General features: G+C 59.3%; 18 protein-coding genes and 1 tRNA gene. 12 read left to right on the forward strand and 7 right to left on the reverse strand.

The annotated features are described in order from the left end of the window. Positions 1-5: 5 nt before the first annotated feature. Complete coding sequence (gene nth / locus HMPREF3053_RS06360; protein WP_370550406.1) at positions 6-938, reverse strand: endonuclease III; 933 nt, start codon at positions 936-938, stop codon at positions 6-8. 500 nt (positions 939-1438) lie between these two features. Here nth and glxR point away from each other — a divergent pair, with 500 nt between their 5' ends. After that, on the forward strand, positions 1439-2122 hold the full coding sequence (glxR, locus tag HMPREF3053_RS06365) for a CRP-like cAMP-activated global transcriptional regulator GlxR (protein ID WP_005511668.1): 684 nt from the start codon (positions 1439-1441) through the stop codon (positions 2120-2122). A 619-nt stretch (positions 2123-2741) separates the two neighbouring features. Here the strand turns inward: glxR and HMPREF3053_RS06370 are convergent. The 4 genes from HMPREF3053_RS06370 to HMPREF3053_RS06380 all read right to left on the reverse strand — a co-directional run bounded on the left by HMPREF3053_RS06370 (position 2742) and on the right by HMPREF3053_RS06380 (position 4902). Continuing rightward, complete coding sequence (locus HMPREF3053_RS06370; protein ID WP_070432015.1) at positions 2742-3557, reverse strand: MBL fold metallo-hydrolase; 816 nt, start codon at positions 3555-3557, stop codon at positions 2742-2744. Positions 3558-3692: 135 nt separating this feature from the next. Next, positions 3693-4169: a RidA family protein gene (locus HMPREF3053_RS06375; RefSeq protein ID WP_070767444.1), complete on the reverse strand. Its 477-nt coding sequence runs from the start codon at positions 4167-4169 to the stop codon at positions 3693-3695. 135 nt (positions 4170-4304) lie between these two features. Continuing rightward, positions 4305-4466 carry a Sp36 family protein gene (locus tag HMPREF3053_RS10995; protein ID WP_005511670.1) on the reverse strand — a complete coding sequence of 54 codons (162 nt, stop codon included), beginning with the start codon at positions 4464-4466 and terminating at the stop codon, positions 4305-4307. A 73-nt stretch (positions 4467-4539) separates the two neighbouring features. Further along, positions 4540-4902, reverse strand: coding sequence for a WhiB family transcriptional regulator (locus HMPREF3053_RS06380; RefSeq protein ID WP_038627417.1), 363 nt, complete (start codon positions 4900-4902; stop codon positions 4540-4542). 370 nt (positions 4903-5272) lie between these two features. Between HMPREF3053_RS06380 and HMPREF3053_RS06385 the strand changes: the two genes are divergently transcribed. Beyond that, on the forward strand, positions 5273-7681 hold the full coding sequence (locus tag HMPREF3053_RS06385) for a transglycosylase domain-containing protein (RefSeq protein WP_070767459.1): 2409 nt from the start codon (positions 5273-5275) through the stop codon (positions 7679-7681). 80 nt (positions 7682-7761) lie between these two features. On the opposite strand, the gene HMPREF3053_RS06390 is transcribed toward HMPREF3053_RS06385, so the two are convergent. Continuing rightward, entirely contained in the window at positions 7762-8223 is a 462-nt protein-coding gene (locus tag HMPREF3053_RS06390; RefSeq protein ID WP_070767445.1) for a GatB/YqeY domain-containing protein, read from the reverse strand. A 39-nt stretch (positions 8224-8262) separates the two neighbouring features. Here HMPREF3053_RS06390 and HMPREF3053_RS06395 point away from each other — a divergent pair, with 39 nt between their 5' ends. The 10 genes from HMPREF3053_RS06395 to HMPREF3053_RS06440 all read left to right on the forward strand — a co-directional run bounded on the left by HMPREF3053_RS06395 (position 8263) and on the right by HMPREF3053_RS06440 (position 17681). Next, the gene (locus tag HMPREF3053_RS06395; RefSeq protein WP_016421919.1) at positions 8263-9198 is read left to right on the forward strand and encodes a metallophosphoesterase; all 936 of its coding nucleotides are present in this window, start codon (positions 8263-8265) and stop codon (positions 9196-9198) included. Positions 9199-9369: 171 nt separating this feature from the next. Continuing rightward, positions 9370-9446 (forward strand) — tRNA-Pro (locus tag HMPREF3053_RS06400). A gap of 764 nt (positions 9447-10210) precedes the next feature. Continuing rightward, a complete protein-coding gene (locus HMPREF3053_RS06405) occupies positions 10211-13117 on the forward strand; it encodes a DUF4040 family protein (protein ID WP_070767461.1) in 2907 nt (968 codons plus the stop codon). After that, positions 13114-13596, forward strand: a complete 483-nt coding sequence (locus tag HMPREF3053_RS06410; RefSeq protein WP_038627412.1) for a sodium:proton antiporter — start codon at positions 13114-13116, stop codon at positions 13594-13596. The genes HMPREF3053_RS06405 and HMPREF3053_RS06410 overlap by 4 nt, the downstream gene beginning before the upstream one ends. Positions 13597-13619: 23 nt before the next feature. Continuing rightward, entirely contained in the window at positions 13620-15161 is a 1542-nt protein-coding gene (locus HMPREF3053_RS06415) for a monovalent cation/H+ antiporter subunit D family protein (protein WP_070767460.1), read from the forward strand. Continuing rightward, on the forward strand, positions 15161-15643 hold the full coding sequence (locus HMPREF3053_RS06420; protein WP_016421915.1) for a Na+/H+ antiporter subunit E: 483 nt from the start codon (positions 15161-15163) through the stop codon (positions 15641-15643). The genes HMPREF3053_RS06415 and HMPREF3053_RS06420 overlap by 1 nt, the downstream gene beginning before the upstream one ends. Further along, positions 15640-15930: a monovalent cation/H+ antiporter complex subunit F gene (locus HMPREF3053_RS06425; protein WP_005511667.1), complete on the forward strand. Its 291-nt coding sequence runs from the start codon at positions 15640-15642 to the stop codon at positions 15928-15930. The genes HMPREF3053_RS06420 and HMPREF3053_RS06425 overlap by 4 nt, the downstream gene beginning before the upstream one ends. Before the next feature lie 24 nt (positions 15931-15954). Then, positions 15955-16296, forward strand: coding sequence for a monovalent cation/H(+) antiporter subunit G (locus HMPREF3053_RS06430; protein WP_016421914.1), 342 nt, complete (start codon positions 15955-15957; stop codon positions 16294-16296). Positions 16297-16884: 588 nt separating this feature from the next. Next, positions 16885-17193: a hypothetical protein gene (locus tag HMPREF3053_RS06435; RefSeq protein WP_016421913.1), complete on the forward strand. Its 309-nt coding sequence runs from the start codon at positions 16885-16887 to the stop codon at positions 17191-17193. 140 nt (positions 17194-17333) lie between these two features. Continuing rightward, the gene (locus tag HMPREF3053_RS06440) at positions 17334-17681 is read left to right on the forward strand and encodes a hypothetical protein (protein ID WP_016421912.1); all 348 of its coding nucleotides are present in this window, start codon (positions 17334-17336) and stop codon (positions 17679-17681) included. A gap of 224 nt (positions 17682-17905) precedes the next feature. Here HMPREF3053_RS06440 and HMPREF3053_RS06445 read toward each other — a convergent pair whose 3' ends face one another. Continuing rightward, positions 17906-19435, reverse strand: a complete 1530-nt coding sequence (locus HMPREF3053_RS06445) for a catalase (RefSeq protein WP_070606866.1) — start codon at positions 19433-19435, stop codon at positions 17906-17908. Positions 19436-19562: the final 127 nt, after the last annotated feature.

The raw sequence follows: 19562 nt of genomic DNA on the forward strand, positions 1-19562 counted from the left end.
CTCGACTAGTCCTGTGTCGCTGTGGTGTTGCGTGCGCTATCCCCGTCGTCAAGCGCGGAAAGTTCCTCCCCACTGTAGCCGTCATTAAGACCGGCCAGGTAGAGAAGCCATTCCCTGTCGTCTGACTTAATCAACTTCTCCGCCGTCTCCGGCTCCGCCGGACCCGCGACGCCATACGACGGGCAATCCGCCGCCAAGAAGCACGCCCCGCACGCCGCCCGGCGCGAATGGCACACCCGGCGCCCGTGGAAAATCAGGCGATGCGAAAACCACGTCCACTCTGCGCGCGGCAGCACCTCCATCATCTCGTGCTCCACGCGCACCGGATCTTCCTGCTCCGTGAGACCCATGCGCCGCACCAGACGTCCAAAATGCGTATCGACCGTCAACCCCGGCACCCCAAAAGCATTCCCCAGCACCACATTCGCTGTTTTTCGCCCTACGCCCGGCAGCTTCACCAGCTCCTCCAACGTGCCCGGCACCTCGCCGCCGTGCTGCTCCATCAGCCCCTGCGCAAAACCGATGATGTTCGCAGCCTTATTCCTATAGAAACCCGTCGGCCGAACGAGCTCTTCAACCTCCTCCTGGTTCGCAACCGCCAAATCGGCTGGACTGGGGTACCTAGTGAACAGCGCCGGCGTAGTCATATTCACCCGCGCGTCCGTACACTGCGCCGACAGAATCGTCGCCACCGCGAGCTCATACGGATTACGAAAGTCCAGCTCACAGTGCGCATTCGGGTACGCCACCGCCAGCGTGCGGTTAATCCGCCGCGCACGCCGCACCATGCCCAGGCGCGTCTCCTTCCCCCGCGCCGCCGGATGCGCCCCCACCGCCCGACGCTTCTTCGACGTCAGGGATCCCTGCGGGTGCGTGGGTTGGGGTTTGCTCGTCGCCTGGTGCTTGCTTATCGACGATGCCTTGCCGGTCGTATCCATGGTCGTAGTGTATCGGCTACCCCGGATTGCAATTCGCGTGCGCACCTTTCGCGGGCCGAATCCTTCGATTCGTCCGGGATGCGGATGGAACCGGTAGCAGCTCGGGCATATTCGGTCAAAAACCAAAGAAGTCATGCCCCACCACATCTTGGAACACCGTTAGCGAATTATTAGTTATAAATACACAGTTCAGCGGCTTTTCACCAGAATTCCCCACAGGCGCAGTGGCTCTTTTGCTACAGTGGTGCTTATCACATCTTGGTGACGGCGTAGTTTTGGGATGCATCTGTAGAGGCGATTTGTCGTGAAATTCGCCCAGGGATGAACCTGCCTTGAAAGCTGGCAGCGGCGTTACCGGGAAAGACCGAAAGTAGTGGGACTAGTGGGACGGGGTAGTTTCTCTTCCTGTTTGGCCACTGCAATCTGTAGTCGAGTGCTAATTTGGCGGCTGCTGGCCTGTATTTACGGTGGTTAGTGGCCAAAGACAGGAGATTTTTACCGTGGATGACGTCAAGGAGATTCTCTCCCGGGCCGGTGTATTTCAGGGAGTCGACCAGGAGGCTGTGCAGGCCTTGCTCGGCGAGCTCGAGACGGTTCGCTTCCCGCGTGGAACCACCATCTTCAATGAGGGTGAGCCGGGCGATCGGCTCTACATCATTATTGATGGCAAGGTGAAGCTGGCTCGTCGCTCAGCCGACGGTCGTGAAAACCTGTTGACCATCATGGGCCCGTCCGACATGTTCGGCGAGCTCTCCATCTTCGACCCGGGCCCGCGCACCTCTTCGGCGGTCTGCGTCACCGAAGTTTCCGCCGCGTCCATGAGTGCCGATCAGCTGCAGGAATGGGTTGGTTCACACCCTGATGTTCCAGCTCAGCTGCTGCGCATGCTGGCCCGCCGTCTGCGCCGCACCAACAATTCACTGGCTGACCTCATTTTCACCGACGTCCCAGGTCGCGTTGCTAAGTCCCTGCTTCAGCTGGCCAATCGCTTCGGTGTTCAGGAAGGTTCTGCTCTCCGCGTGAACCACGACCTGACTCAGGAGGAAATCGCACAGCTCGTCGGTGCCTCCCGGGAAACCGTTAACAAGGCTCTGGCAGAGTTCGCCCACCGCGGCTGGATTCGCCTTGAGGGCAAGTCCGTGCTCATCTCCGATACGGAGCGTTTGGCCCGCCGCGCACGTTAGCTTGTTGCGCACGTTAGCTTGTGGCGCACGTTAGCTTGTGGCGCTTGCGGCGCTGCCCAAACGACTCACATCCCGCAGCCTCTGCTTTTGGATCCTCGGTTCCCGTAGGAGCACATGAAACGCATGAGGCTCGCGGGATTTTTGTTGTCTTCCCCCGCTGGCCTGGCATGCTGACCTGGTATGCCGGCCTGCCATGCTGACCTGGCATGCCGGCCAAGTTTGGCGCACTTATCGATGCTTTTCTGCCACTTATCGATGCTTTCCCGGCACCTATCGATGCACCATTCACCGATTTCTCCTTGCATCAATCACTTATCGATGCGCTGTTCACTTGTGCGCGCGCTATAGCTCATCGACAAGTGGATACCTCATCGATAAGTGATTGAGCTGGCCCCGACGAGGCCAACCCACCCAACCGGCACTAGCCCACCCCAACCGGCACTAGCCCAAACAAAAAGCGCGCAACCCGCAAAATTGCAGGTCACACGCTCTTTTCATGCGGTGAGTCAAGCTCAGCTTCACTCAAGCTCGGCTTCAGCCCAGTCTCAATTAAGCCCAGCCCAGACCAGCCCAGCAACCGGCCGAAGCCCAAGCCGAAGCCAAAGCCGAAGCCCAGCAATTACTCCCCGTGATCGCGCAGGTAGCGCAGGGTCACACGAGTCGACTGCTCAGCAGCATGACGCAGCACCGGATCGACATCCGTGTAAATCTCATCCACAATCTGGTCGACCGTAGCTTCGTCGCCCAGCTTGGCAACGGCATCCTTCACCTGCTGCAGGCGCAGCTTACGACGCTCAATGTACTTCTGCGTCATTACAGTGATGTCCGGCAGGTCAGCACCATGACCAGGCAGCAGACGAACACCCTTGCCGCGCGAATCCAGCATTTTCAGGGTTTCCATGTACTTACCCAGGTCGCCGTCGGTCTCCGAAATCATAGTGGTGTGGCGGCCAGCGATCGTGTCACCGGTAACGATGCCTTCAACATCATCCTCGCCATCACCAGTGTGGATGAAGTAGCAGACAGAATCAGCGGTGTGACCAGGGGTTGCCACGACCTCAATCTGCGGAGTCACTCCGTCGAGGACGATACGTTCGCCGTCGACAAGCGGATCCTGACCTCCCGCGCAGTACTGAGACTCCAGCTCACGAATCGGCGCGCCGGTGAGCTGACGGAAACGTGCGGCGCCATCAGCATGGTCGCCATGACGGTGCGTCAGCAGAATCAACGCAACGTCGCCGGCATAGCGCTGGAGGACGTTCAGGTGTCCCTCGTCCTCCGGACCCGGATCGATGACAATGCTGCGGCTATCCCCCTCAGCCTTAATAACGTAGGAGTTCGTACCCTCCAGCGAAGAGTAGCTGGGGTTCGGGCACAGAACGACGCCCACGGACTGAGAAATCTGACGCAGTTGGCTATACGCAGGATGCTCCATGTCCTCTATCCTACGTGGTTGTGCAATCCGGGGAGCGGGCTACGCCCTCCAATTCGGCTCATTTGGGTGTAAGCACGCTTCACGACGTCCCGGAGAACGCAACATCCCCACTGGTCACGACAGCAAATACAGCATCTACTGGGTTACTTCAACGATGATCTCGACTTCCACGGGTGCGTCCAGCGGAAGCTGATTCACACCCACTGCGGAGCGGGCGTGCTGGCCGCGTTCGCCGAAGACGTCGCCGAAGAGTTCCGAGGCTCCATTGATAACGCCCGGCTGACCAGTGAATCCGGCGGCGGAATTGACGAAGCCGACGACCTTCACGATGCGGGTGACATTATCGAGACCGACCTCGGCATCGACTGCGGCCAAAGCGTTGAGAGCGCAGGTGCGGGCGGCCTCCTTGGCCTCCTCAGCAGTGACTTCCGCGCCGACGTGGCCGACGTGGGTGAGCTCACCGTTTACGAATGGGAGCTGACCGGAAGTGAAAACAAGGTTGCCCGTGCGCGTTGCGGGTACGTAGGCCGCAACTGGCGCGGCAACGGCAGGCAGGGTAAACCCGAGGTCCTCGAGGGCTTGGGAAGGAGTGCGAGATTCAGAGTTGCTCATTTAAGTTAAGCCTTTCCACGGCGGCTAGGGCCCGGCGAATAAAGCCGGCCAAAGAAAGATGGCAGCCAACCGTGAGTCAGCTGCCAATCGAAAGCACAACCGCCGTTGCTAGTTAGGTGCTAGACACCGAGGTAATTAGTCAGCCTTTGGGCGCTTGAAGTAACCAACGTGGTTTTCGCCGGTCGGGCCTGGGAGAACGGTGACGAGTTCCCAGCCGTCCTCACCAAAGTTGTCCAGGATGGCCTTGGTGTTGTGAATGAGCAGCGGTGCGGTGAAGTATTCCCATTTAGTAGTCATGGGAGCTACTTTATCTGTCCCCCAGCCTCGCGCGCTGGGGGTTCAGTTTTACTTCGGCCTAAGTTCGGTTTTTTTACTTAGCCAGCTTTGCCTTGCGCTGAGCTGCGTACTGCTCAGCGTAGAAGTCGGCCCACGAAGTAATTTCCGGGTGCTCACGCAGCATTGCGCGGCGCTGACGCTCGGTCAGGCCACCCCAGACGCCGAACTCGACGCGGTTATCCAGAGCGTCGGCACGGCACTGCAGAACCACTGGGCAGTGGCGGCAGATAACTGCGGCTTCGCGCTGTGCGGCGCCGCGAACGAACAACTTATCCGGGTCAATATCGCGGCACTTAGCGCGCGGGACCCACTCCTGGCGATCGCGGAAGCTCTCTACACCGAGCTCGTATTCTGGCGTAGTAGCAGTGCGGTTGCGATCTGGAATCGTGGCGGTCATTGTAGCCTCCTCGTGCCTGCGATTTTCGTTATTTCGAAATAGTTTCAACTAAATAGTGCTGAAATTTTGTTGTAAGTCTATTCACACCACCCAAATAATGTCGATTGGGTCACACTAGAAGGGTGGACGTGGCGCAGCTCTAAATATAACGATGCAGGTGGGGCAACTTTTTCCAACAAAAGCACGGGGGTGATTTGCGTCACTATGAAAATCTTTTTCCAGAAACCACCACACGACGAGTTGCGCGGTGTTGTAAGGGCATTCGTAGCACCCCTCCCCCGCTCGCCAGGCGTTTTTCTGGGCTCGCCTGGCATGTCACTAGGTGGATTTTCGAAAACCCACTTCGGCTCAATCCGCCCTACCTTGTAGTCTGATTGCTGTGAATAAAGGTTCGACGCTGTTCAAGCTCTCCGTTGCCACTGTGTTGGCAGCGTTGATTATGGCCAGCGCCCTCTTTCCTCTTGTGGGCGGCTCGGCCTACCTCGTTGCGCGCACGGCTGATGAATTCGCGTCGGCGTCGCGGTCGGTGATTTCTAAGGACGCACCGGGGGTCACCACTATTACGGATCGTAATGATCAGCCAATTGCGTGGCTCTATGATCAGAGGCGGTTTAATGTGCCGTCGGAACGCATCTCGCCAGCTATGAAGGACGCGCTGGTCAGCGTGGAGGATAGGCGCTTTTATGAGCACTCTGGTGTGGACTGGAAGGGTACTGCTCGTGCGGCGGTAAAGAACTTCATGTCTCAGTCGGTGCAGGAAGGCGCCTCCACGATTGAGCAGCAGTTGATTAAGAACCACACGCTGCTCGTGGACGCGCAGTCGGAGTCGGAGCGCCGCGCTGCTACTGCCACGGATTATGGCCGCAAGATCCGCGAGATTCGCATCGCGTTGGATCTGGAAGATGAGCTGACGAAAGACGAAATTCTGACTAAGTACCTGAACTTGGTCCCCTTCGGCAATGGCGCTTTCGGTGTGGAAGCTGCAGCTCAGACCTACTTCGGCATTCCCGCGTCCGATCTGAATGTCCCGCAGGCCGCTCTGCTCGCGGGCATGGTTCAGCAATCTTCCGGGCTCGATCCGTATACAAATCCGGAAGGTGCGCATGCACGGCGTAACGACGTGCTTGCGGCTATGGAATCCACGGGGGCAATTGGCCCGCAGGAGGCTCAGGACGCCAAGGCAGCTGATCTCGGTATTCTTCCGGAGCCTCAGCGCCTGCCGCAGGGTTGCATCGCGGCGGGCGATCGCGGTTTCTTCTGTGACTATGTGGTCTCTTACCTGGAGAACCACGGTATTGATGCCGAAAAGCTGAAGCGCGGTAGCTTCCATGTGAAGACCACACTGGACCCGCGTGTGCAGGACAGCGTGCAGGAGTCTCTGCGTCAGCAGGCGTCACCGACGGCGGATGGCGCAGCTGAGGTTATGAGTTTGCTTGAGCCTGGGGATGACTCCAGGAAGTTGCTCGCGATGGCGTCGTCACGCGTATACGGCCTCGATGCGGAGCAAATGCAGACCGTGCAGCCGCAGCCATTTACGCCGGTAGGCAATGGCGCAGGCTCGATTTTTAAGATTTTCGCGGCGACGTCGGCAGTGGAAAAGGGGCTGGGTATTGACACCCACTTCCCGGTGCCACGTCGTTATGAGGCCTCCGGGCTGGGCACCGGTGGCGCAGAGGGCTGCCCGCCGGGCCTGTACTGCGTGGAGAACGTAGGCAGTTTCCCGCCGTCGATGTCACTGCGTGAGACGCTCGCGCGATCGCCGAATACTCCTTTTATTCAGATTTCGGAGCTGGTCGGCGTTGATGGCGTGATGGACATGGCGGTACGCCTGGGCATGCGCTCATACACGGAGCCGGGCAGTTTTGATGGTGAGTCCTCGGTGGCGGACTATGTCTCGGAGCACAAGCTCGGCTCGTTCGTGCTGGGGCCGACGTCAGTGAATAACCTTGAGCTGTCCAATGTCGCTGCCACCTTGGCCAGCAATGGCCGCTGGTGCGAGCCCTCTCCAATTGAGTCGATTACGGACTCCAAGGGCAATGCGGTCAAGCTGAATGTGCCACCGTGCGAGCAGGCAGTGGAGCCGGGGGTCGCGCACGCGATTGCTAATGCGCTCAGCAATGACGCCACCGATGGCACGGCGAAGGATGCCGCGAAAGAGCTGAATTGGGGCGGCCCAGTCGCGGCTAAGACCGGTACCACCGAGTCGAACCAGTCCGCGGCATTCCTGGGCTTCACCGGCGGTCTGGCCGGATCGGTGTACGCCTACAATGACACCCCGACTGTCACGGAGCTGTGCACGTCACCGCTGCGCCAGTGCCCGAGCGGCAACCTCTTTGGTGGTCGTGAGCCCGCGCGGACATGGTTCGGCGCAGTCGGCCCAATTATCGAGGACTACGGCGGAAAGAATCTCCCCCCATTGGATTCGGACTACGGCCTGGGCACCTCTATCACCCAAATGCCGAATGTGGTGGGCATGCAGAAGGCCGAGGCTCGGGAGACCCTTAAGAAGGCTGGCTACAAGGTAGAGGAACGTACAGTGTCCCACACGGGTGAGTCGCGCGGAATCGTGGTCGGACTGGATCAGCCACCGCTGCTTCTCAAGGGTGGCACCGTCACAATCCGCGTGGCCGATGGCACGCGTCGTCCGACCCCGCCACCAGCGCCGTCGCCGCGACCGGAGTCGACGACGCCCCGACCGGATCCGCTACCGCAGTTCCCTCGGCCAAACACTCCGCCGGCGCCGAGTTTGCGGGATCTGATTCCGCTGCTGCCGTTCTAGAAGCTGCCGGTTTAAAAAAATGGCCGCGGCAACTTGCTAAAAGTCACCGCGGCACTGGAAAGAACCCCGAAGGGTCGTGGTTAGCCCTGCAGGGCAGCCTTAACGGCCTCGGAAAGCCGCTTGCCATCGACCTGGCCAGCGGCCTTTTCCTTAGCCACCTTCATAACCTGGCCCATAATCTTCATGCTCGGCGCGTCATCGCCAGCAACCTCGGCCACGGATTCTGCGACGAGGTTCTTCACGGCGTCGTCGTCAAGCTGTTCCGGCTGGTAGCGGGCGAAAACCTCTGCTTCGGCGAGCTCGGCGTTGGCAAGTTCCTGGCGGCCGTTCTCGGCGTACATCTCAGCGGACTCGCGACGCTTCTTGACCTCCCGCTCAATCACACGCAGCACCTCGTCATCGGTGAGCTCGTGCTTGGAGCCGGAAACCTCCTCGGTCTGGATGGCGGCCTTCAGCATGCGCAGCGCCGCAACGGTTTCCTTGTCGCGGGCCTTCATCGCGGCGGTCATATCGGAGACAATTGTGTTCTTCAGTTCACTCATACGCCCTAGATTACCGCTGTAGTTGATAGTGTCTCTGTCATGACATCGCGCGCTTTTTCCAACCAAATTCTGCGGTCTGCCGCAGCTCTCGCCACGCTCGGCTTGACGACGTTCCTCTACGCGAACCAAATCGAATTGCGTGCATTTAAACTCCACCGTGTGCAAGTTCCCGTGCTGGCACCCGGCACGCTCGCCCGGGTGGGAAAGCGCGAGGGTGAGCCTTTCCGGATTCTGCATGTCTCCGACTTCCACATGCTCCCCGACCAGAAGTTGAAGCAGAAGTGGGTTGCCAGCCTCGATGCTCTGAACCCTGACCTGGTGATTAATACCGGCGACAACCTGGGCAGCGACAAGGCCGTCCCCAGTGTCCTCGCAGCGCTCGGCCCCCTGCTGAACCGTCCGGGTGCCTTCGTGTTCGGCACGAATGACTACTTCGCGCCGCGGCCTGTCAACCCGTTGAAGTACCTGACGGGCAAGAAGCGCAAGCCCTCGCGCGTAGAGCTGCCGTGGCGCGGCATGCGCGCTGCGTTTATCGAGCACGGTTGGCAGGATGCCACCCATGCCCGGCTGGAGTTTGTGGCGGGTGGCGTGAAGGTGGCGCTGTCCGGTGTAGATGACCCTCATCACGAGTTGGAGGATTATTCGCAGATCGCCGGTGCTCCGAATGCGGATGCCGACATCGCTATCGGCCTGTCGCACTCGCCAGAGCCCCACGTGTTGGATGCTTTTGCGGAAGACGGCTACGACCTGGTGCTTTCTGGTCACACACACGGTGGCCAGGTGTGCCTGCCCGGCGGGAAGGCCATTGTGACCAACTGCGGTATCGACCGCTCGCGGGCCTCGGGGTTGTCGCGCTGGACCGAGAAGACATGGCTGCATGTCTCCAATGGCCTTGGCACTTCCCCTTACGCTCCGGTGCGCTTGTTCTGCCGCCCATCCGCGACCTTGATTGAGGTTGTGGAGCGGGATTCGTAGTTCGTAGTCCGTCGGGGTGCAGTTCGTAGTTTGTAAGGGCGCGGCGGAGACCGCGGCTTGTTCCCACAGCCCGTTAAGCAGGCGTTTTGCATTCTGACTCAGCGTCGGGCTAAAGTAAGTCCTCGCAAGCACAGCACTGAGACGTATGTTCCCAGTTCGTGTCTGCGGCCTCGGGGTATGGCGCAGCTTGGTAGCGCGCTTCGTTCGGGACGAAGAGGCCGTGGGTTCAAATCCCGCTACCCCGACCAAGTAGAAACCCTCTCTCACCTGGAGTTATCCGGGCGAGGGAGGGTTTCGTCGTTGGCTGCTGAACCCTACTTTTTGCCGCGGTTCAGGGTTGATAGCCAAAGAGTGCGTCCAGTTCTCAAGGTAGCGACTAGTCAGGCCCCAACTGCGGCAGCACCACAGCCCGGAGTTACGTGGCAAAACTGTCAACCCGAAAACTCCGGGGCTGCAAATGTGAAACTGTGTGAGTTTATGACACTTTCAAGCCATTTTTCGGGCCATTTTTGTCATAAACCTAGTCAGTAACTCGGATCAATCCAACGTCACCAGACATAAACGCAGTCAGTAACTCCCACCGACGCCCCGTTCATCACTCGTTCCTATGTATTTTCACTACTGGATCCACAGAGACTTTCCCCGCTCCCCCAAATGCCCCTTTCACCCCGCGTGGAGCATTTTCGTGGCTGTTAGTCTGTAGAAGTACGAACCTTTTTAACAGCAATGTGAAAGTAGCCCCCAAGTGACGCACCTGGCAACAGCTCTGGCATCAGCCAGCTCCTTTACAGCCAGTCCGCCGTCGGCGACCGCACCACCAGACCAGACATTGGCTTCTGAGTTTGCGTCCGGCGGCGTATCGGCAACATTGAATTCTTTAGATTCCGTTCTTTCTGCCCCGGCAACGATTACCCCCCAAGCAAGCAGCTCCGCAGAGCACGCAACAACGCTCGCAGCTCAAGCAGCTCAAGCAGTTCAAGCCACCCAAGCAGCCCAAACTTCCGCCAACAGCCTGACCCTCCTTTCGGTTTCGCTGTTGGTCGCGGTTGCCCTGGCGCTGACCCCGCTGTTTGTGAAGCTTCTTGGTCGTCACGCAGGCTGGCCCATCGTCGCGTTTTTTCTCGCGTCGGTGGTCCAGCTTTCGCGTGTAACGGGCGATATTCTCGACGGCACCACCTTCACCTGGTCCCGCGTCTGGTCCCCGGAACTGAACGCGGCGTTTGCGCTGAAGCTCGATCCCCTCTCCATGGTGTTCAGCTTCTTGGCGCTGTTGGTGGGCTCGATAGTCTTCATCTACTCCACCGCATATTTGCCGCCGAAGAAATCCGCGATGAGCTTCTACGTCCTGATGACGGCGTTCATGCTGGCGGTTTTGCTCCTCGTGCTTGCCGACGACATCATGCTCCTCTTCATTGGGTGGGAGCTGGTCTCGATGGCGTCGTTCCTGCTCATTGCAAGGTCGGGCTCATCGGGCGAGTTGGGCTCGTTGCGCACACTCCTGCTGACCTTCACCGGCGGCCTGCTGCTTCTGGCCGCCCTCGGCGGTGCTGTGTGGCTGACCGGTTCCACGAACCTCACCGAGGTTTTGGCTTCGCCTGAGTGGGAGGCCAACCCGGCAGCACGCAGTCTCATTGCCGCGCTGGTGGCCCTGGGTGCTTTCACGAAGGCAGCTCAGTTCCCTTTCCACGCCTGGCTTCCAGAGGCCATGGCGGCAGCAACTCCCGTCTCGGCTTTCTTGCACGCAGCGGCCGTCGTCAAGGCGGGCGTTTACCTGCTGATGCGTTTTTCCACGGTCTTCGCGGACGTGCGCGTGTGGCAGTTGCTGCTGATTGTCATGGGTATGTGGACGGCTGTTGCCACGGCCTACTTTGCGTTGCAGCAGACTGACTTGAAGAAGCTGATTGCGTACTCGACGGTCTCGCAGTTGGGTTGGATTGTCGCCACGATTGGTGTGGGCACGAAGTTCGCCATTATGGCTGCGGTTGTGCACACCATTGCGCATGCGATGTTTAAGTCTTCGCTGTTCATGATGGCTGGCGTGGTTGATCACCAGGCGGGCACGCGCGACATTCGTCGCTTGGGTCCGCTGTGGAAGCAGATGCCGTGGAGCTTTGGCTCGATGATTTTCGGTGCGGCATCGATGGCGGCAATTCCGCCGTTTTTCGGCTTCATGTCGAAGGAGGGCATGCTGACCGCATTCGAGGGCGCACCTTTGACCAACACCGGCGTGGTCATCCTGCTGACAGTGGCGGCAATTGGTGCGATTGGTACTTTCGCGTACTCGGCACGTTTGGTGTTCGGTGCGTTCGTGGATGGTCCGCGCAACGTTGACCACATCACTGAGGCCCCGATTTCGCTGTGGCTTCCGGCTGCCATCCCTGGCGTGCTTAGCCTTCCAGCCGCCTTCGCTGCCGGCGCTATTTTGAACCGCCCGCTGGACCGCGTGGCCGATACGGTCGGTCAGCTTCCGGCTGGCACGACTCAGGAATCGCACTTGAGCCTGTGGCACGGCGTGAATGTGCCACTGATCATCTCTGTGGTTGTGCTGGCTGTCGGCGTGGGCTTCATCTTCACTCGTGCCCGCGTAGGCGCCGTCATGGCAGACCGCAAGCTCTTCCCGTTCACTGGCGTGGAGGCAATCAATGCGTCGCTGAGCGTCTCGCAGCGCGTGGGTCGCGCGCTGGCGAAGATGGCGCGTTCGCATCAGCCGTCGCGTCACCTGTTGCCGCTGCTTGGTCTGCTCGCGGTGTACGCCCTGGTCATTGCAATCGCTCCGGGTGTCGGCGGTGCTCCGGTGCTACCGAAGATCGACGACATCGACCACCTGACCGATATGATTCCGCTGGTCGTTGTCCTGATTGGTGTGTGGGCCACGCTTCGGGCAAAGAACCGTCTACAGGCGGCTGTGCTGCTCAGCGTCACCGGTGTTGGTGTCACGTTGCAGATTCTCCTGCTGGGCGCACCGGATGTGGCATTGACGCAGTTCATGGTGGAAATCCTGACTGTCGTGCTGATGATGCTGGTGCTGCGCTTCCAGCCACGTGCGTTCTCTGAGACCTCGCAGAACCGCCGTGCCTCGGCGGCGGTTGTGGCAGTTGCCGTGGGCTTGGCTACGTTCGGCGCGGTGTGGTTCCTCACTGGCCGTCGTCAGATGCCTGAGGTCGCGCAGTGGTACATCGATAACACTGAGAAGGTCACGGGCGAGACCAACATTGTCAACGTGATCCTGGTTGAGTTCCGTGCTTTCGATACCATGGGTGAGCTGGCGGTTCTCGGTATGGCGGGTGTCGCGATGGCGGCGGTTGTCACGTCTATGCCTCGCTTCCCGCACCTGCTCGATCAGCCTTCCCCGCTTGCGGAGCCCGCTCTGAACTCCATCATGATGCGTTGGCTGGTCCGCTGGTTGGCTCCGCTTCTGTTCGCCCTGTCCGCTGTGGTTCTCTACCGCGGCGGTACCGCTCCGGGCGGCGGCTTCAACGCGGCGCTGATTGGCGCCGCTGCCGTCATGCTGATTTACCTGTCCAAGGACCGCGACGAGCTGGTCTTTGGCGAGAAGATCCCGGCAGTGCTCAGCGCTGCGGGTGTCATCACGGCTATCGGCACGGGCTTCATCGGTTTCGCCAAGGGGTCGTTCTTGGCACCGCTGTACGGCGAGTTCCTGGGTCAGCACCTCACCACGGCATTGCTTTTCGACGTCGGCGTGTACCTGGCCGTCATCGGCATTGTGGCAACCGCGCTGAATCTCCTGGGCGGCCCGAACCGTCCTGGTGTGACTGGGTCGGACGATGTGCTGCAGGATCTCTACTCAGACCGCTCGAGCTTGCGGGTGCCGCCGGAGATGGGCGTGTTCGCCTCAGAAACGGAGAGCACCTCCGCCCCCGCCCCAGCTCATGCCACCGTTGAGGAGGCCAAGAAGTGATTATCGCCATCATGGCTGCCGTCCTCGCAGGCGGTGGCACGTATCTGGTGCTACAGCGCGGCATGCTACGCACCATTATCGGTATGACTCTGATTTCGCATGCCGCCAACCTGATTATTTTGTCCACGGGCGTCGGTGCCTGGCGCGGCGAGCCGCTGCTGGGCAACGAAGCCACTGCGGGCGCTGGCGCTGCCGAGCAGATGGCTGACCCGTTGCCGCAGGCATTCGTGCTGACGGCCATCGTGATCACCATGGCTGTGACCGCCTTCATGCTGGCACTGGCTGGTTTGGGCCGCGATGACGACACTCGTATCCATGAGGACCGCGAGGCTATGCGGCAGCTGTCGACGGCTGGTCGTCGTGCGGGTAAGAATGTTCCGGCGGACTCGGACTCCACGGTCACCGGTACCCCAGGGGTCTCTTCGGCTCCGAACAAGTTCCCGCGCGAGACTCCTTTCGGCGGTGACGAGAAATGGTAGAAGCCTCTGCAATGACCTCTGCAATGTCTCCTTCAACTCTGTCTTCACTACTGCCACTGTTTGCGGCACTGCCGCTGATTTTGTCGGCAGTCACAGCCATCCTGCCGAAGCTGTGGATGCGCGCGACGATGGGCATCGCCGTTCCGGCACTGTCGTCGCTGGCTGCGTTTTGGGTGATGTTCTACGTCGCTGACAACGGCCCGGTCGGCCACGGTGTGGGCGCGTTCCCCGGTGGTATCTCGATTCCTTTCTTGGCGGACACGTTCTCCATGCTGATGCTGGGTGTGGCCGCGGCTGTGGTTGCCATCGGTAACTGGTTCGCCCACGTCGCGGGCGAAAACACTTCGCGGTTCTTCCCCTCCCTGACGCTGATGATGTTGTCCGGTATGTCGGGTGCTTTCCTGACTGCCGATTTGTTCAACTTCTTCGTGTTCATGGAGGTCATGCTGCTGCCGTCCTATGGCCTGATCGCGGTAACCGGTACCTGGCACCGCCTGGCTGCTGGCCGTAACTTCGTGCTGGTCAACCTCTTGACCTCCACGGTGCTGCTGATTGGTGTCGCGCTGATTTACGGCTCGGCGGGCAATGTGAACATCGCAATGCTGGCCGACATGGCCAGCGAGGGCGGCCCCGGCGGCACGGGTGTGGTCGCGCTGGGCATTGTCATCATTGCGCTGTGTGTGAAGGCTGGTTTGGTTCCGGCGCACACATGGCTGCCGAGGACGTACCCGTCGACAAGCCCTGCGGTGATGGCACTGTTCTCTGCGGTGCACACGAAGGTTGCGGTGTACATGCTCTTCCGCATTTACGTCGTGATTGTGGGCATGAATCCCTCCTGGCACTGGCCGATCATTATCATCATGGCGATCTCGATGCTGGTCGGCGCGTTTGCTGGTCTCGCGGAGAACACCATGCGTGAGGTGCTGGCCTACCAGATGGTCACGGGTATGCCGTTCATTCTGATCGTGTTGGCGTTCACGGACGCTAACGACGGGGGCAGCGCCAAGGCTGCCCTGGCTGCGGGTATTTTCTACGCAATCCACCACATGGTGACTGTCGGCGCCCTCATTCTGGGCTCCGGCGCGGTGGAAGAGACCTACGGTACGGGTACGCTCTCTAGGCTTTCGGGGCTTGCTCGCCGCGACCAAGCGGTTGCCTGGGTGATGGCGGCAATGAGCTTCTCCATTGTGGGCTTCCCACCGTTTTCCGGCGTGTGGGGCAAGGTGGGCATTGTCTTTGCCTCTGCCGCCACTGGCGATGCTCGCTCGATTGTTGCGATCACCGCAATCATCGTTGCCTCACTGGGCTCGCTGCTGGCCATGATTCGCCTGTGGCGCGCGGTCTTCTGGGGCCGACCCATGCAGGGCGTGGATGATTCGGTTCGTGTTCCGGGAACGCTGGTTGCGCCGTCCGCCATGCTGGCAATTGTTTCCGTGGCCATGTTCGTCGCGGTCGGCGCCGTCACTTGGGCGACCACCGGCGCGGCCGATGCGCTGCTGAATATTGATGGCTACCGCGAGGCCACACTCGGCGGAGTTGAAAACGCCATCGGAGGTATTTACTGATGAAGTTTCTACACGTTATCCGCTATTCCCTCTGGCTGGTCTGGCAGGTTGTTGTAGCTGCGACGGACGTGGTGCTCGATACTCTGCGCCCGAACCAGAAGCAGCAGCCGGTGCTCATTGGACTGCCGCTGCGTGTGAAGTCTGACCTTGAGGTCACTCTCTTTGCCGAGTCCATCACCATGACCCCGGGCACGCTGGTCTGCGGCGTCCGTGAAACCGATGCGGGACGGTTGTTTATCATCCACGCGATCTTCGGTGCCGACCTGGACGCGCTGTACGACTCCCTCTACGACATGGAGGAGCACCTCGTCCCCCGCCTCCGCGATGTCCCCCGCCCGAAGGCATTTGTCTTCGAGGAATACAACGCAGACCAGTTCATTGACCCGGATGCCGTCGTCGGTGTTGCCGCTGAGGTCGACCATGGTCTGCCACTGCCGGATGGCATTGCCTCCAATGGCGAAGACAAAGGAGCACGCTCATGAATGACACATTGATCGATCCCACCGCAGTACAGGTAATTAGCGGCATTGGCATTGCTCTGTGTTCAGTGGCGCTGCTTGTGGGCGTGGTGCTGATCTTCCGGGTCAAGGGCAATGTCTCACGCGCAGTGCTTTCCGACGCCGCCTTCTACCCCATGGTGGGAGTGTTCCTCACAACTGCCATGCTGCGGACTACAGCCATTACTTTCGATATTGCAATGCTGGCGGGCTTGCTTGGCATTTTGTCGACCGTGGGCCTGGCCCGAGTTATTTCCCGTGGCCGCCGCTAAGACCGATTAAGGACGAATCGCACTATGAGTATCGCTTCAATCCTTGTAACTATCTTGTTTGCCGTGCTGGTCATTGGCGGATCTCTGTACCTGCTCCTGGCGGGCGTGGCCATGTGGCGCTCTAAAGATGCCCTGAGCCGGTTGAACCAACTTTCCGCCGGAATCATGGTGGGCATCCCCGCGCTGGTGATTGCCAACTTGGTCTTAGAGGCCGACCAGGGCGATCTGACGTGGGGCAAAACCCTCACCGCCATTCTGGCCATTGTTGCTGTCCTGGTCGTCGCTACCGTCGCCTCCGAAGTACTTGGACGCGCGGTGCTGGGTGCCCGTGACGGCTCCGCTGAGGACTACGTCCCGGAGCGGTAGCTAGCGGCGCGGGAAACGTCCTGAACACACCGTTAGCGGCCAGTTTCACAGCGACCCCTCAGCGCGCTCCGACACCCCCTTTAGGCCACCCGGCCTACCCAAAAGGGGGTATATTTCCCCACACTTTTGGCCTCCCACAATGTGATGTACCTCTCATGGGCTATGGCCCGCTCGTTAACCCCGCTTATGCCCCTAAATTGAGTGGCAGTTTTTGCCATTTACTAAACTTTGGTTTCCCTTACTTAGGGAACCCTTAGTTATCATTTGTGATGAATTTGCCGTTTGCCTGCACCTTTGTGACACCAAGAACAAAACAATCAATGCAATCCCGGTAAATTTTAAGAAAACAACGCTTTTGTCATCCGATATTCAGGCAGAGGCCGGAGTCGTCACAGACACCACAAAACCGCCCTCTTTCCAATGTTTTTAGGCGAATTTGAGCGAGCTTTGAGGGACGCAACCGACCGAAAGCGGATCGAGGCACTTATTTTTTCATTGCAGCCCCTTGCCCCATCGGTTAACTTAATTTCTGTGAGTCAGCCAAGAGCGACTCAAAATCTTTACCCCCGAGAACCTAAGGATTTTCTCATGTCCTGCTCCGCAGAAGATATCGCAACCATCCTCGAAGCCCTTCCGGCCGTCACCGTCGAGAGCCCGCTGCCGGCTTTCGAGCAGCTGGCTGGCAACGACGTCAACTTCGCTAACGTCGGTGGCGACCTGAACCTGCCGTTCGGTAACGACTTCCTGGACATCTCCGTCACCGACGACCACTCCACCCACGACTCCCACGACGTCGAGGTTTCCGACTTCCTGAACCCGGAGACCACCGTCGACAAGTCCGACCAGCGTAAGTTCGACTTCCTGAACCCGAGCATCTCTGGCATCGGCGCCAAGTAAGCTCCTGGGCTTCATGGCAGGACAATAGCTCCGCCAATCCTTGACACAATAAACCGCCAGTCTCTAATAAAGACTGCGGTTTATTGTTCAGTTAAAACCGATATTCTTCATTTCGTTACTGTCTAAAAGGAACACCAAAAATGGACGTCACTCCTATCGTTGAGGTTCTGGAAGCAATGCCTTCCGGCCCGACCGTCAACGTCACCTTCGAGATTAACCCGACCATCGATGGTGACCTGACCCTCCTGGAAACCGGTGACTGGAACGCTCCGTTCGGCCGCGACTTCATGGACATCAACATCACGAACGATCAGTCCACCCACAACGACAACTCCACCCACGTCTCCGGCGTTGAGGCTGATAGTGTCTCCGACGCTGCCGAACAGGGTCGAGAGGTGTCCGAGTCCGCCGAAGAAGCCGACGAGGCTGCAGCTGCTCCGAAGTCGCTTTTCAACGGCTCCCCGAGCCTGCCGGGCATCGGTGCCTAAAACAGCTCACACTTAGGGTTGTTCCTTAGCCGCCCAAACCGGGCCGGCGTGCAGGCAACCACAAAGCCGTGGCTGTCATGCACAGACAGAAGTTTTAAATAAAGCGTTAGCCCTGCAGATGGTTCAACCATTTGCAGGGCTAACGCTTTTCTATTTACTTTGATCTACCGCGTGACTGTGCAGCTCTACTCTGCGGTTTTACTGCACAGCCCTACGCGGTTGCTTTACTTCGTTGCCTTAAAGCGCTTTTCCACCTCGGCACCGAGCCAGGAATCAACGTTGGCCCAGTACTGATAGACACGCTGCTCCACCTCTGGGGAGACACCCTGCATGGCACCGACGATGTTGTTTGCCAAGCGATCGCGCTCGGTATCGTCCATCACGTTGCGAACAAGGTCGCCTGGCTGCGAGAAGTCATCATCCTCAGGGTGCTGCACGTAGGCGCCAGCGTAGAACTCTTCGCCCACGCTCTCCCACTGACCAAAGGCACCAGCATCGACCTGGCCGGCGTGACCGGAGCGCACTGGGCAACCAGCAGCCTTAGCTGCAGCCGCAGTATCGGCCTCCGGACCGCGAGCAGTGGCGTTGGAGCCGTGAACCGGCAACTTCGGATCCGAGTAGTAGTACGTGGCCGCACCATCCTGCGAGAAGGAATTCACTGGGCAGCGAGACTGGTTCACCGGCAGCTGATCGCTGTTGACGCCAAGACGGTAGCGGTGCGCATCAGCGTAGGAGAACACACGCGCCAGCAGCATCTTGTCCGGCGAGAAGCCGACACCCGGGACCGTATTCGACGGTGCGAAAGCGGCCTGCTCAACCTCAGCAAAGAAGTTGCCCGGATTGCGGTTCAGAGTGAAGTGGCCGACCGGAATCAGCGGGTAGTCCTTCTGAGACCAGGTCTTGGTCAGGTCGAACGGGTTCACCTTGTAGCTGGCGGCCTCGTCGTAAGGCATGATCTGCACCTTGACGTCCCAGGTTGGGTAGTCGCCGCGCTCAATCGCCTCGAAGAGATCCTGGCGAGCGTGGTCGGTGTTTTCGCCAACCAGCTCGGCGGCTTCATCATCCGTCAGGAACTCCCAGCCCTGGCGAGTCTTAAAGTGGTACTTAACCCAAAAACGCTCCCCTTCAGCGTTAATCCACTGATAGGTGTGAGAACCGAAGCCATCCATATGACGGAAGTCCTTCGGAATACCGCGGTCACCCATCAAGTAAGTGACCTGGTGAGCGGACTCCGGAGAGGCAGTCCAGAAATCCCACTGCATATTGGCGTCGCGCAAACCTGTGTCCGGCAGGCGCTTCTGAGAGTGGATGAAGTCCGGGAACTTAATGCCATCGCGGATGAAGAACACTGGCGTGTTGTTGCCCACGATATCGAGGTTGCCCTCTTCGGTGTAGAACTTCAGTGCAAAGCCGCGCACGTCACGCCAGCCATCCGGGGAGCCCTGCTCACCTGCGACAGTGGAGAATCGCGCCAGCATCGGCGTGACCGTGTTCGGCTGGAATACTGCAGCCTTGGTGTACTTGGAGACATCCTCGGTGATGGTCAGTTCACCGAAAGCACCTGCACCCTTAGCGTGAACAACGCGCTCCGGAATGCGCTCGCGGTTGAAGTGCGCGAGCTTCTCCAGCAGGTGGATGTCGTGGAGGTTAATACCTCCCTGTGGGCCATTGGTTAGCGAGTGCTGCTCTGTAGGAACCGGCGCACCGTTGAGGCGAGTGGTCGGACCATTGGAACCTTCATAGAGATTGGACATGGGGATTTCCTCCTAAAGACAGGGGCTAGATGGCAGTCACAACATGCCCTGACGTTTTCCACCCTACACGAAGTTTCATATTTTTCCTATTAGTCTCCCGCGATTGATATGTGGCCTTAATTATTAG

It is taken from the genome of Corynebacterium sp. HMSC064E07, from assembly GCF_001815745.1.
GTDB classification, from domain to species: domain Bacteria; phylum Actinomycetota; class Actinomycetes; order Mycobacteriales; family Mycobacteriaceae; genus Corynebacterium; species Corynebacterium jeikeium_D.

What these genes read in the sequence shown, in the direction of transcription:
- HMPREF3053_RS06440 (WP_016421912.1), top strand. Translation starts at nt 17,334, where the DNA reads ATGGACGTCACTCCTATCGTTGAGGTTCTGGAAGCAATGCCTTCCGGC.
- HMPREF3053_RS06380 (WP_038627417.1), bottom strand. Translation starts at nt 4,902, where the DNA reads ATGACCGCCACGATTCCAGATCGCAACCGCACTGCTACTACGCCAGAA.
- HMPREF3053_RS06390 (WP_070767445.1), bottom strand. Translation starts at nt 8,223, where the DNA reads ATGAGTGAACTGAAGAACACAATTGTCTCCGATATGACCGCCGCGATG.
- HMPREF3053_RS06370 (WP_070432015.1), bottom strand. Translation starts at nt 3,557, where the DNA reads ATGGAGCATCCTGCGTATAGCCAACTGCGTCAGATTTCTCAGTCCGTG.
- HMPREF3053_RS06375 (WP_070767444.1), bottom strand. Translation starts at nt 4,169, where the DNA reads ATGAGCAACTCTGAATCTCGCACTCCTTCCCAAGCCCTCGAGGACCTC.
- HMPREF3053_RS06425 (WP_005511667.1), top strand. Translation starts at nt 15,640, where the DNA reads ATGAATGACACATTGATCGATCCCACCGCAGTACAGGTAATTAGCGGC.
- HMPREF3053_RS06420 (WP_016421915.1), top strand. Translation starts at nt 15,161, where the DNA reads ATGAAGTTTCTACACGTTATCCGCTATTCCCTCTGGCTGGTCTGGCAG.
- HMPREF3053_RS06445 (WP_070606866.1), bottom strand. Translation starts at nt 19,435, where the DNA reads ATGTCCAATCTCTATGAAGGTTCCAATGGTCCGACCACTCGCCTCAAC.
- HMPREF3053_RS06430 (WP_016421914.1), top strand. Translation starts at nt 15,955, where the DNA reads ATGAGTATCGCTTCAATCCTTGTAACTATCTTGTTTGCCGTGCTGGTC.
- nth (WP_370550406.1), bottom strand. Translation starts at nt 938, where the DNA reads ATGGATACGACCGGCAAGGCATCGTCGATAAGCAAGCACCAGGCGACG.
- HMPREF3053_RS06395 (WP_016421919.1), top strand. Translation starts at nt 8,263, where the DNA reads ATGACATCGCGCGCTTTTTCCAACCAAATTCTGCGGTCTGCCGCAGCT.
- HMPREF3053_RS06415 (WP_070767460.1), top strand. Translation starts at nt 13,620, where the DNA reads ATGTCTCCTTCAACTCTGTCTTCACTACTGCCACTGTTTGCGGCACTG.
- HMPREF3053_RS06435 (WP_016421913.1), top strand. Translation starts at nt 16,885, where the DNA reads ATGTCCTGCTCCGCAGAAGATATCGCAACCATCCTCGAAGCCCTTCCG.
- HMPREF3053_RS10995 (WP_005511670.1), bottom strand. Translation starts at nt 4,466, where the DNA reads ATGACTACTAAATGGGAATACTTCACCGCACCGCTGCTCATTCACAAC.